The sequence below is a fragment of the Ruegeria jejuensis genome (assembly GCF_041537905.1).
Taxonomy (GTDB): Bacteria; Pseudomonadota; Alphaproteobacteria; order Rhodobacterales; family Rhodobacteraceae; genus Ruegeria_C.
In genome coordinates this window covers 1-12,264 of the sequence record NZ_JBGRUO010000045.1, presented here as the reverse complement: position 1 = coordinate 12,264, position 12,264 = coordinate 1, and the positions used below count along the sequence as shown (strand labels likewise).

At 55.7% G+C, this 12,264-nt stretch carries 12 protein-coding genes; 2 read left to right on the top strand and 10 right to left on the bottom strand.

Annotated features, from left to right (window positions below; translation table 11 throughout):
- Nucleotides 1-145 precede the first annotated feature (145 nt).
- From rraA to AB1E34_RS25605, 8 genes are all read right to left on the bottom strand, one after another.
- On the bottom strand, nt 146-619 hold the full coding sequence (gene rraA, locus AB1E34_RS25640; RefSeq protein ID WP_372575127.1) for a ribonuclease E activity regulator RraA: 474 nt from the start codon (nt 617-619) through the stop codon (nt 146-148).
- Nucleotides 620-626: 7 nt separating this feature from the next.
- Nucleotides 627-1,265, bottom strand: a complete 639-nt coding sequence (gene otnC, locus AB1E34_RS25635; protein WP_142639035.1) for a 3-oxo-tetronate 4-phosphate decarboxylase — start codon at nt 1,263-1,265, stop codon at nt 627-629.
- Entirely contained in the window at nt 1,262-2,539 is a 1,278-nt protein-coding gene (otnK, locus tag AB1E34_RS25630; protein ID WP_372575126.1) for a 3-oxo-tetronate kinase, read from the bottom strand. The genes otnC and otnK overlap by 4 nt, the downstream gene beginning before the upstream one ends.
- An 11-nt stretch (nt 2,540-2,550) precedes the next feature.
- The gene (locus AB1E34_RS25625; RefSeq protein WP_372575125.1) at nt 2,551-3,216 is read right to left on the bottom strand and encodes an aspartate/glutamate racemase family protein; all 666 of its coding nucleotides are present in this window, start codon (nt 3,214-3,216) and stop codon (nt 2,551-2,553) included.
- Nucleotides 3,217-3,299: 83 nt separating this feature from the next.
- Nucleotides 3,300-4,385 (bottom strand): isocitrate/isopropylmalate dehydrogenase family protein, encoded by a 1,086-nt coding sequence (locus tag AB1E34_RS25620; protein ID WP_372575124.1) that lies wholly within the window; start codon nt 4,383-4,385, stop codon nt 3,300-3,302.
- A 51-nt stretch (nt 4,386-4,436) separates the two neighbouring features.
- Nucleotides 4,437-5,978 (bottom strand): tripartite tricarboxylate transporter permease, encoded by a 1,542-nt coding sequence (locus AB1E34_RS25615; protein WP_372575123.1) that lies wholly within the window; start codon nt 5,976-5,978, stop codon nt 4,437-4,439.
- Nucleotides 5,979-5,990: 12 nt separating this feature from the next.
- The gene (locus tag AB1E34_RS25610) at nt 5,991-6,422 is read right to left on the bottom strand and encodes a tripartite tricarboxylate transporter TctB family protein (protein WP_142639045.1); all 432 of its coding nucleotides are present in this window, start codon (nt 6,420-6,422) and stop codon (nt 5,991-5,993) included.
- Nucleotides 6,423-6,485: 63 nt separating this feature from the next.
- Entirely contained in the window at nt 6,486-7,466 is a 981-nt protein-coding gene (locus AB1E34_RS25605; RefSeq protein ID WP_372575128.1) for a Bug family tripartite tricarboxylate transporter substrate binding protein, read from the bottom strand.
- A 333-nt stretch (nt 7,467-7,799) separates the two neighbouring features.
- Here AB1E34_RS25605 and AB1E34_RS25600 point away from each other — a divergent pair, with 333 nt between their 5' ends.
- Both AB1E34_RS25600 and AB1E34_RS25595 read left to right on the top strand, forming a co-directional pair.
- A complete protein-coding gene (locus AB1E34_RS25600) occupies nt 7,800-8,807 on the top strand; it encodes a GntR family transcriptional regulator (RefSeq protein ID WP_372575122.1) in 1,008 nt (335 codons plus the stop codon).
- Entirely contained in the window at nt 8,791-9,207 is a 417-nt protein-coding gene (locus AB1E34_RS25595; RefSeq protein WP_372575121.1) for a methylglyoxal synthase, read from the top strand. Before AB1E34_RS25600 ends, AB1E34_RS25595 begins: the two co-directional genes overlap by 17 nt.
- A gap of 545 nt (nt 9,208-9,752) precedes the next feature.
- On the opposite strand, the gene AB1E34_RS25590 is transcribed toward AB1E34_RS25595, so the two are convergent.
- Both AB1E34_RS25590 and AB1E34_RS25585 read right to left on the bottom strand, forming a co-directional pair.
- Complete coding sequence (locus AB1E34_RS25590; protein WP_372575120.1) at nt 9,753-10,949, bottom strand: IS91 family transposase; 1,197 nt, start codon at nt 10,947-10,949, stop codon at nt 9,753-9,755.
- 12 nt (nt 10,950-10,961) lie between these two features.
- Nucleotides 10,962-11,840 carry a tyrosine-type recombinase/integrase gene (locus tag AB1E34_RS25585; protein WP_372575119.1) on the bottom strand — a complete coding sequence of 293 codons (879 nt, stop codon included), beginning with the start codon at nt 11,838-11,840 and terminating at the stop codon, nt 10,962-10,964.
- Between the last annotated feature and the right edge of the window lie 424 nt (nt 11,841-12,264).

Sequence of the window (12,264 nt, the reverse complement as noted above, 5' to 3'; positions counted from 1 at the left end):
AATTGGACCGGATCCGCTAACACCTTACGGGCCAGCGGCATGTGCAAAGGCCGCGCTATAGGCCGAACACATGTCAGTACCCGAACCGATGCAGATACGGTCAAAATTACCTCTTGCGTTTTGGGCGTCTACACATGTCGCAAAATCAGACCAGTTGCTCTTTGCTGAGCAACACCCCGTCCGCATCACCATAAACCCAATCGTTCGGCTCAAACGTGACGCCACCAAATCCAATCTTTTGACCAACTTTGCCCCAGCCTTCTTTTGCGCTTTTTACCGGGCTTGTCCCAAGCGCAAATACCAGCGTATCCATCTGGTCAATCTCGATACTGTCACGTATCGCTGCATTCAAAATCAGACCGGCCCAGCCATTCTTGATTGCCAACCCGGCCAGAATGTCGCCCAGAAGTGCAATACGGGTGGACGCGCCTCCATCGACAACCAGCACGCGCCCCTCACCCGGAGTTTCCAGCTGAGCGCGCACTTCAGTGTTGTCCTCGAAACACTTCACCGTCTGCACCTGAGCCGCAAAATGGGTGCGGGTCCCGAAACGGCGAAAATGCAGATGCACTAATTCTAGGTCGTTCGCATGGTTATCAATCAGATCAGCGGTTTTCATATCGGCCTCACATATTTGAGTAAGTTGCTCTTAGGTCGGCCACGTCGGCCTCGCTCAAAAAGCGCGTCTTTCGACCGCGCAACGCCACAAGAAGCTTGGCGGTTTCTTCCAGCTCTTCTGCTGCGCACACTGCAGAGAACAGATCTTTGGCCGACACCACAGGGCCGTGGTTGGCGAGCAGAACAGCGCTGTAGGCACCCTTCAGATCGCGGATCAGGTCACCTGATTTCGGATCGCCCGGCTTGACATAGGGCACTAATTTCACCGTGCCGACCCGCATCACAACATAGGGTGTCAGCGGTGGGATGCAGTCATCAGGATTGGTGTCTTCCAAACAAGATAGCGCGGTCGCCCAAGTCGAATGAAGGTGCACCACGGCACCAGCCTGTTGGCGGGTTTCATAAAAGGCCTGATGCAAAAAGACCTCTTTGGTAGGCCGGTCGCCTGCGACATGGTTGCCCTCTAGGTCAATCTTGCTGATCCGGTCGAGGTCAATCGCGCCCAAGGTCGAGTTAGTCGGAGTCATCAGGATGCCATCAGGCAGACGGGCCGAAACATTGCCTGCCGTGCCGACAGAGAAGCCCCGGTTGAACAGCGACGCACAAAGGTCCGACATCTGTTGGCGGAGTTCTGCTTCGGTGTTCACTTTTGCCCCTCCATCATGCGCAGTGCTTTGGAGAAAAAATCGGGCGCGCCAAAATTGCCTGATTTCAGCGCAAGCGAGATCGGTTGATCGTCGCCCAAGGTCAGAACCGGAACACCCGGATCGATCTCCGCGCCGATGCGCATCGCGGGTGCGCCTAGTTCGTAGGCTACGGCCTGCGCCACTGCTCCAGAAGTTTCGCCTCCTGCAACCACGATCCGGCGATACCCGCGCTGCACCAGTGCACGTGCCGTATCGGCAAACAGATCGTCCAGTTTCGTAGCTACGGCCTCGCGACCAAACTTGGTCTGGATATCTTTCACCTCTTTGGGTGTGCCAGAGGAATAGATCAGAGGGGCGTTTCCCGTATTGTCGACGATGAAGGTCAACAGGTCATCCTTGCTGATAGTATCGTTCATGACACCGGGCACGTCGATGGCAAAGGTCGGATGAGACTTCTGGTGTTCGGCCAGCTGGCCTCGCGTGGCCCCAGAACAAGAGCCCACCAGAATGGCTTCGGGTCCTGATGTACCCTCGGCGGTCGGCGCGTTGGGTTCGGCCATCCCGTTGCGAATGAAGTTGCGCGGCAAGCCCAATGCAATGCCGGAGCCGCCCGTTACCAAAGATGCCCCCTGAAGCGCTTCGGCTAAGATCAGAAGATGCTGATCCGTCACGGCATCGGCCACGAGAAATTGTTCAGACGCGTCAGAAATTGCGGCCTGCACATGATCAGCCCCCTTCGATACAGTTGAAAGAGGCACGTGGCCGACCGAATTTTTAGTTTGCTGACGCAACCAGCGACGTAAGTCAGGATCGGTCATCGGGGTCAACGGGTGGTTCTGCATCCCGCTTTCGCTCAGCAACACGTCGCCCACGAAGAGGTGCCCCTGGTAGACCGTGCGTCCGGTTGTCGGGAAGGCCGGACAGACGACAACTCTCTGCGCATCCAGCGCAGCGCTCAAGGCGTCGGCAACCGGGCCTATATTGCCCTTGGGCGTAGAATCGAAGGTGGAGCAGTACTTAAAAAGGATCTGTTTACAGCCCTGATCCAATAGCCAGCCAAGCGCCTCGAGGCTTTCGCTTACTGCATCTTCGACCGCATTCGAGCGCGACTTCAAGCTGACAATCCCAGCGTCGATATCCGATGCTGCGGCCCCCGTCGGCACACCAGGATACTGGGCCGTACGTAGCCCACCTTCACCGTCAACGCCCTTGGCCAGCGTGTTGGCGACATCGCTGCCACCCGTGAAATCATCCGCGATAACGCCAATCAACATAGCTGAACCTCTTATTTCTGTTCGATCCGGCGGCGGATTTCTTCAATCGCAGCCTCCGGGCTGGTCAATACTGGAATATCCGTGCGAGCACGCACCGCATCCACGGCACCAGCCATAGAAAACTGGGCTAGCAAAATGACATCGGCGTCTTCAACTGTGGCGGCAGTGTCGGCAATCAAACGATTATGGGCACCATCATCGCCTGCTTTCTTTGCATCAAGCGCTCCATCGCAGAAAATCGACGAGATCTGCGCAGTGCTGCCCTTTTCGCGGGCCGCGTCGCGGAATTCATCCTCCATCCCACCGGCGGCTGGCGGGAAGGTATAGAGCATCACAACACGGTCCCCGTGGGAAAATGCCCTATCGAACATAGCTTCGTTGGGTTTCATGACAGGGATGTTAGATTCAAAGTCTGCTCGCTCGATGGCCGAGCCAAATGCCGAACAGGTAAACAGAACTCCGTCTGCTTCAGCTGCTTCTGCATAACGCGACAAATCGACGATCCGGCGAACAAGATCACCTGACAACTTGGCCGATTTCGCCCGATCAACAGACAACCCCTCTTCGAGTATCGAAATTGTCTCAGCTTCGGGCCACAGCTTCGCCGCCGCTTCTTCGATCGGATCTATTGCCACTTTTGTGGCGTGTATCAGGGCAACTCGAGGATGGTCAGCCATTGGAATTCTCTTGATAACTCGGCGACGCTGTAAGAGTGCAGCGCCGCCGTTAAGTGCGGACGATTTGTCCGCAGGGAGGAACTCTAGGCAGCGATGCTTTCTCTCGCCACCGTCTCGGCGACAAGGGAGCCGAAAGCATCACAGTTAACGGAACCACCCAAATCGCGGGTTCGCTTCGCTGGATCATCAATCACTGTATCAACCGCCTCTGCAATCGCGTTACCAGCATCCATCAACCTCTGGATGCCGCGCTGTTCACCCAGCCAGGTCAGCATCATGGCAGCTGACAAGATCAAAGATGTCGGGTTAGCCACGTTTTGTCCCTGGATATCTGGTGCCGATCCGTGTTGTGCCTGGGCGCAGCACAGTCCAGTTTCTGCATTGGCATTGATCGACCCGGCAAGACCGAGGGAACCGGACAGTTCCGACGCCAGATCCGACAAGATGTCGCCGTAGAAGTTGGTAGCGACCACAACGTCATACGCTTCGGGTTTGCGCACCAGCAAGGCAGCGAATGCGTCGACGATCAACTCCTCGGTTTCCACCTCTGGGAAGTCTTTTGCCACCTCGCGAAAGCATTCCAGGAACAGCCCGTCGGTCATCAGAAAAGAGTTCGCCTTGTGGATTGCCGCGATCTTCTTCTTGCGCTGCATCGCCAATTTGAATCCTTCGCGACAGATACGCATAGAACCATGTCGTGTGATTTTGCGCACCGACAGCGCCATGTCGGGATCGGGCATCATCTCACCAACGCCTTTGAACATGTTGCGATCGGGATAAAATCCTTCAGTCGCCTCTCGCATAATAACCAAATCCATACCCGGTGCTTTGTTTGGGATAAATTCGCGCGTGCGCGCAGGGCGCACGTTTGCATAGAGGTCGAGGCCAATGCGGAAACCAGCAGAAACGTTGCGACCTCCTTCGGCCAAGGGTGGGTAGTCCATGTGGGACTGAGTGCCCAGGATCACGCCGTCGAATTCCGTGCGTGCCCGGTCCAACACGCTTTCTTGCAAGGTAATACCGTGCTTCTTCAGACTATCGAAGCCCGAGATCGCTTCCTCAAAAGTCAGCCCTAAATCAAAGCGATTGTTTGCAGCTTCGACAACCTCAAGGGTCGCTGCCATGATTTCCGGCCCAATACCATCGCAAGGCAGTGTCATAATACGCATATCAGTCTCCTATGATTGGCCAGTTAGCCAAATTCTTTGGGGGGCGCCGGCTTAGTCGCCGACGAATTCTTCTTCGTTGCGGGCGGCTTCCATACGCTTCTTCATTCTGCGACCCATCAGCATGGGCAGAACGAAGCCAGCGATTGCGATAAGCCACAGGATGATCGCCAGAGGGCTGCCAACAAGGATGAACCAGTCACCATCCGAGATTGTCATGGCGCGGCGCAGGTTCACTTCCATCTGGTTGCCCAAAAGGATGCCGAGGATCACCGGCACCAACGACACGTCCAGCTTGCGCAAAACCCAGCCAGCGACACCGAAGCCAACCATCAACATTACATCAAATGTCGAGCCTGTGATCGAATAGATGCCCACGAAGGAAATCATCGCGACGATCGGCATCAGGATCCGGGTCGGAACCATCAATACTCGGGTAAAGATGCCAACCAGCGGGATGTTCATCGCCAGCAGAATGAAGTTGGCGATGAACAGCGATGCGATTAGGCCCCAGACAATGTCCGGGCTTTTCTGGAACAAGAGCGGACCCGGTGTAATGTTCAACTGTAGCAGTACTGCGAGCAAAACCGCTGTGGTTCCCGACCCCGGTACACCTAATGCCAACATCGGTACAAGCGCGCCACCGGAGGCCGCATTGTTGCCAGCTTCAGGTGCCGCAACGCCCCGTGGATCACCTTTGCCGAAGGTTTTGCCGTCACGGTCAACTGCTTGCTTTTCTAGCGAGTAAGCCAAAAACGAGCCCAGCGATGCGCCTGCTCCCGGCAGAACGCCCGAGAAAAAACCCAGACCCGTGCCGCGTGCCATCGAGGGGATGCAGCGCTTGATCATTCCGAAATCGGGCATGATGCGGCCAACCTTGGTCACTCCGGCCGCGCCAACGGCACCACCGCGATGATGTTCAAGGAAAATGAACACTTCACTCAGCGCGAACAGGCCGACGATTGCGATCAGGAAGTCGATACCATCGTAGAGATGAATGTGGTCGAACGTGAAACGTTGGGAGCCAGTTTGGCTGTCACTGCCGATCATAGCAATGCCAAGACCAAGCGCTGCTGCAAAGGCTGACTTCGCTTGGTTCGTCGATGAGATCCCACCAAGCGTTGCGAAGGCAACAGTAAACAACACGAAATACTCCGCGGGACCGAACAAAAGCGCAATCTTTACCAGCTGGGGGGCCAGAATGACCAGACCGCAAGTTGCCACGAATGCGCCAACAAATGACGCAACGCCCGACAAAGACAGCGCCTCGCCTGCCTTGCCCTGCTGAGCCATTGGATAGCCATCCAAACAGGTCATCATGGCCGGTTCATCGCCGGGGATATTCAAGAGGATCGAAGAGATACGACCGCCATACATTGCGCCGTAGTAAACACTGACAAGCAAGATCAGCGACCCCGTCGGGTCCAAACCCAGTGAGAACGCGATCGGAATCAAGATCGCGACACCATTTGCTGGGCCAAGACCCGGCAGTGCACCCATCAGCGTTCCAAGAAAACACCCGACAACCGCCAGTAGGAGGTTTTGCGGGGTGAGTGCGATTGCAAAACCGTCACCAAGAAGAGAAAGGATTTCCATGTCTAGTGCTCCTCAGAAACCAAGTGGACCTTTGGCCAAGGCAAGGCCGAGGATCAGGTGGAAAACGACATAGATACTTACCGATGTGCCGACGCCTGTGACGAGGGACCAAAGGGGTTGCGTCCCTAAGCGCCATGTCAAGTAAGCGGTTGCAAATACAGTAGAAATCAAGAAGCCAAATTCGGGAAGCGCCCAGCTGTAGATGAGCATGACAACAGCGGCGAAGACGATTTCAGCGAATTCGCGCATATGCGGCCATTCCGGTTCGTCATCGGGACGTAAAATGAAATAGAGCGAGCAGATAGCCACGATAGTGCCAACGATGTAAGGAAAAGCACGGGGCCCAACCACATCAACCATAAAGCTGTCTTTGATTGTTGATGCAGCCCAGATGTAAAAGATGGCCAAAGCCAAGCCGAAGCCGCCAAAAATGCGGTCACTCATGTTTCCCTCCCAAGAATAAAGTGAAGTGGGCTGACCCAAACCAGCGGGTCAGCCCTGATGGCATTAGTCGATGATGCCAATCTCTTTCGACAGCTTGGTTACATCTGCGATGCTACCAGCTACGAAGTTGTGCATGTCGTCGCCAAAGTTGTTGAACGGCGCGATTGCGGCGGCTTCGAGGGTCTCTTGGAAGCCCGGGTCCGCAACCATGGTCTGGATCGCATTTGACCAGAACTCTTTCGCTTCGTCCGAGGCACCTGCAGGCATGTAAAGTCCGCGCCAGTTTGCACCTACGACATCATAGCCCAATTCCTTTGCGGTCGGGATGTCTGGGTAGTTGGCCAAACGCTCTGGCGCCATGATGCCGATGATACGAATGTCACCCGACTCTAGGAAGCCCAGCATCTCAGAGAAATCGCCCGACAGAGCTTCTGTCGCACCTGAAAGCAACCCGGTCATTGCTTCGCCGCCACCGTCAAACGAGACGTATTTCAACTGTGTAACGTCTTCCATGCCAGCTTCACGGGCAACGAGCATCGGCTTGATGTGGTCAAAACTGCCGACAGAAGAGCCGCCAGCAATACCAACAGAACGCGGGTCGTCAAGGATCGCATCCATCATGTCGCTGAGGTCCTGGTATGGCGAGTCTGCACGCACAGCAATTGCGCCATATTCAGCACCGAAAGTCGCGAGGAAGTGCACATCGTCTTGCACAGCCCCTTCGTAGATGCCTTGCGCGATACGTGCGCTTGTGGACATTGATGCAGCGACGATCAGATTGTTGTCTTCGTTGCGCTCTTTGGTGACGTGCGCAAAGGCAACGCCACCACCGCCGCCGGACATGTTGGTGACCTGCATCGAGTCTTCGATGACACCCAGATCAAACAGATATTTAGCAGTCGTACGGCAGATGAAATCCCAACCGCCGCCCGGATTAGAAGGTGCGATACATTGCGGGCTTTCAGCTTTGAATTCAGCCGATGCTGTGCCCACACCGGCCAGCAAGGCAACGGTTGCGAACGCGCTTGCACGAGTAAGTTTCATGAACACGAGTGAGTCCTCCCATTGGTTCGTTGTTCGATAGCGCGAATCTCGCACTGGTGTCAGTGATTGCATATTAAGGTATCAAAAGCCAATCCAATTTTGCTTTTATACAGGTAAAAATCCACTTTTGGATGAGCGTCAAGCTAAGGCCAGATGACGAAATGACGCATAACATGCTGTTAAAGTGTACTTTTTATCGCGACCTCGAAGTTTCTGCACCCTACTTGCTTTTTGTAGCACGATCAAAAAACCAATAACTACAACGTGGGATCTGGAAAAAGATGTAGACGAAAATGCAATTTTTTGCTTTTTATACGCTATAAAGCCAGAATCTTGGGGCGCACTCTTGGCGTGAATCCAATCTGGGAAATGCCAACAAACAATCGATTGGTGATAAGGGTGCCTGGACGGACAAGCGAGCTTTCAAAAAAAATTTCAAACCGACTTCTGCATGATATCGTGTCTGGCTCTATTCTTGCGGGACAACATATCAGCGCTCAACAGGTTGCCGACAGATACGGTGTTTCACGCACGCCAGTACGCGAGGCTCTGATCAACCTAGAAAACCAGAGCGTCCTCATCCGGCAAACAAATCGCGGGTATTTTGTTGCAGACAAAATTCCTTCCAAGGTCAACGCAACCTTAGTTGATACGCCACCTGATGGACATGAAGACTATCAAGCACTGGCTAATGACTGGCTGACAAACCAGATCCCCGAGGACGTCACAGAACAATTTCTACGACAACGATACGGCTGGACCAAAACCAAGGTTAACGACCTTTTGGTCAGGGCGTCACGGGAAGGATGGACCGAACGCAAGGAGGGATATGGATGGCGCTTTTTGCCTGTCGCTAAGACTCCGGAAGCCTTCGACCAAATCTACCGTTTTCGGATGGCAATCGAACCTGCTGCAATGCTCGAACCCACCTTCGAACTCGACCACAAAGTTCTGTCTGAGCAACGGCGGATTCAGGAAGGTATGTTAAACATGGACCTCAACTCCGCTCCGGACGAGTCTTTGCTGAAGAACGGTTCGCTGTTCCATGAAGAACTGATCAAACTCTCCGGTAACCCGTTTTTCCTGATGTCATTGCAGAGGGTTAATCGGATGCGCCGTTTGATGGAATACAAGGCTGAAATTAACCGCGATCGCCTGATTGAGCAATGCTCGGAGCATCTAGAGATTCTTTCCCTTCTTGAACGCGGAAGTGTTGCCGATGCCTCGTACCGGATGCGCCAGCACCTTAGCGGAGCATTGAAACGCAAATCGCCACTGGCTTGGAGCTGGGCGGCGGACAACCATTCAGAGATCGAACAAAGCCATGTTAAACGACGCTAGAATTTTACCCACGATCCGCTCGATGGCGCTAGTTGCCCATGATCAAATGAAAGATCCCATGATCGAATGGGCGAATGCGCATAAGCCTGAACTGGAAAGATTAGAACTATTCGGTACCGGCACGACCGGGGGCCGGATAGCCAAAGAAGCGGGATTGCAAATCACTTGCTTAAAGAGCGGCCCGTTGGGAGGCGACGCCCAGATTGGGGCGTTGATAGCAGAAGAGCGTTTAGATGCTTTGGTCTTCCTGATTGATCCGCTTTCTGCCTTGCCGCACGATGTGGATGTGAAGTCGCTTTTGCGGCTAGCCACACTTTATAACACGGCTCTGGCCATCAACCCGGCAAGCGCAACGTTATTGGTACGTGCAGCAAGCATTGAACCGCCTAAAACAGTCTGAGGTTCCTGTCTTTGCAGCCGGAACATCGAAGGAGCGTCGTGATGGCGTGACGTGCCAGAAAGCAGTAGGAAAGAGGAGGATCATGATCCAGCGCGGTTGACTCGTTTGAGTAGCAAAACTAGTGAATAAATCAGATTTGGCATAAAATCATCGCAGCGATTGCGAGAAAATGCTGCATCGGCAATTACCGCAGCTACAAGAGTCCGGTTTGTCTAAGATTTTTTGATGCGGGCCAGTGCGTTAGGTTTGTGTTGGGCGGTGTGGCCCGCGTTGACAAATCTGACAAGGTGGAAGCCGCGGGAAGCGGGCGCTGCGCTATGGGGAAAGCACAGGCGTTTGCCTGTGATGTATGCTGCGGTTTTGCGGGGTTTTCCGGGTCCGGGCGCTCGTTTGCGCGGCCTTTGGCGTGCAATCGGGCACATTTTCGGGTGTTGCGGCTTTGGTTTGGCTCCCGTTGCGCCGCGTGGATAGGATTGAGCGAAAGCCTTCTTGTGACCGGCATGAAGCGTGTCGGATCGGAGGACGGGCAGAAGATGGGCTTTTCATCATGCGGCCTGCTTTCGTGGTGGCGCTCGGGTTCGGGGTATCTCGCCACGCCTGAAGGTCTCGATGATGTGCATCTGTCCGCCGCAGTCGGGGCATGGTTCGCGCAACGTCAGGGGGAATGGCGCTTCATCTGACGGTTGGTCTGGTTCCGCCGATTTGATGTCTCCGAGCAGCGCGCGGGCCCGGGCGACTTTCTCTTTGCGACCACTGCCTGCCAGGAAGCCGTAGTGGCGGATACGGTGGAACCGGTCCGGCAGGACATGCATCAGGAAGCGCCGGATGAACTCGAAGGCTGGCAAACGCATCACCTTCATGCGATCCCCGCGCTTGATCCTGTAATCCTTCCACTGGAACGCCACTGTGTTTGCATCGGCGCTGACAAGGCGGTGGTTTGAGATGGCGACACGGTGGGTGTAGCGCGCGAGGTAGACCAGCACAGCCTCGGGGCCGCCGAAGGGTGGCTTGGCGTAAACGACCCAGTCGGTTTTACGGAACGGAGCGAGCCATTCGGCGAAGGCGCTGGCGTCTGCCAATGCGGTGAGATCGCCGAAGAACCTCAGCTGCCCTGCGCGGTGCAAGGCTATCAGGCCTTCAACAAACAGCCGCCGGAACAACCGCGACAGCACGCGCACATGCAGAAAGAACCCAGACTTGCAGGCAATCCACCGGGTGTGGTCCGGTGACAAGCCTCCGCCTGGGACGATCATGTGGATATGCGGGTGATGTGTCAGCGCGGAACCCCAGGTATGCAGCACGCTGGTCATGCCGATGCGGGCACCGAGGCGTTTGGGATCGGCGGCAATGGTGGTCACCGTTTGAGCCGACGCTTTGAACAGCAAGCCGTAAACGGGCCGCTTGTTCCAGAGGGCGATCCGCGCGATCTCCGCTGGAAGCGTGAAGACCAAGTGGAAATACTCGACGGGCAGCAAGTCCTCGGCGCGCGCTGCCATCCAGTCGCGCGCTGCTGGAGACTGGCACTTTGGACAATGCCGATTTTTGCAACTGTTGTACGCAATATGCTGGTGGTCGCAGTTGGAGCAGGCCGCCACATGCCCGCCGAGGGCCTCAGTGCGGCACGCTTCTATCGCCGACATCACCTTCAGCTGCGAGAGGTTCAAATGCCCCGCATTGGCCCGCTGGTAAGCAGGACCGTGAGTTCGAAAGATGTCAGCAACCTCCAGCTTCGGGCGCGACACCGCCCGGGCGTGTCACTCCGGCCTTCGATCCCGCAACTGTGCCAGCAACTCATAGGGGCTGTCAGTGTCGCGGATCAGCTTGGTGGCGACATGGGTGTATTGCGCGGTGGTGCTGAGCTTCGCGTGACCGAGCAGAACCTGGATCACACGCACATCGGTACCAGCCTCAAGCAGATGCGTTGCAAAGCTATGGCGCAAACTATGCAGCGTGCTGCGCGGCTTTTTGATCCCGGCCAAGTGCTTGGCCGCGCTGAAGGCGCGATGCAATTGGCGCGGTGACAGCGGGTTGATCCGGGGCTTTCCCGGGAACAGCCAGCCGTCGGGCCGGGCCTCGCGCCAATAGTCGCGCAGAAGCTCCAGCAATCCGGGCGACAACATCACCTTGCGATCTTTGCCGCCCTTACCCCGCTCGACATGAATGAGCATCCGGTCGCTGTCGATATCGGTGACCTTGAGAGTGCAGACTTCGGACGCGCGTAATCCCGTGCCATAAGAAATACTGAGCGCAGCTCGGTACTTCAGCCCCGGTCCCGGCGCGACCTTCAGAAGCTCGAACACCTCTTCGGCGCTGAACACCACGGGCAGCTTGCGAGGCTCGGTGCGAAAGTGCAGGCATTCTTTCATCTCGGGGCGCTTGCACGTCGTCTCAAAAAAGAACCGCAGCCCGACAAGCCGCACGTTGTACGTCGACGGCGTGACATTCGTGTTCACCATGTGAAGCTGATAGGCGCGCAGCTCTTCGGCCGTAGCGGTATCAGGCGATCGGCCGAGAAACTCTGCAAAATATCGAACCGCCCGGATATGCGCCTTCTGAGAGCTCTCGCCCAGCCCTTTGATCCGCATATCTTCGATCATCCGCGCACGCAGTGGCGTTGTCTTCGTGTCCGCCATGGGACCCTCCTGTCTGTTGATTGAGAGACCCCAATCGTCAGACAGACACGTCCATCTCCAAAATCCCAACCCTCAGATCAGCGCAAAACCCCAGCCACAAGCGACCCTGCCGCGGCAGCGGCTTCGTCCTTGTCCCGCGACTTGATCCTTGCCTTCTAATTTCTTGCTGCGCCAGAATCGAATGGCAGATATCGCCGCCGCCCAGCAGCATCATAAAGCAAGCATGTGCAGCAGAATTCGTGCTGCGAGCGCACGCAGCGAAAAAAACAAATTCACAGGATGATGCAGGTTTCTCGGACGCCGCATGCTGGCGGGGGAGTTGCGCGATGGGTTTCCCGGCGTCAGAGAAGCGCTCAGGCGGGAAATCGCGGGGTTAGTTCTTTTGGGTCGGCTGTGCTATGGGGATTTGTACGAAGGGCTTGCC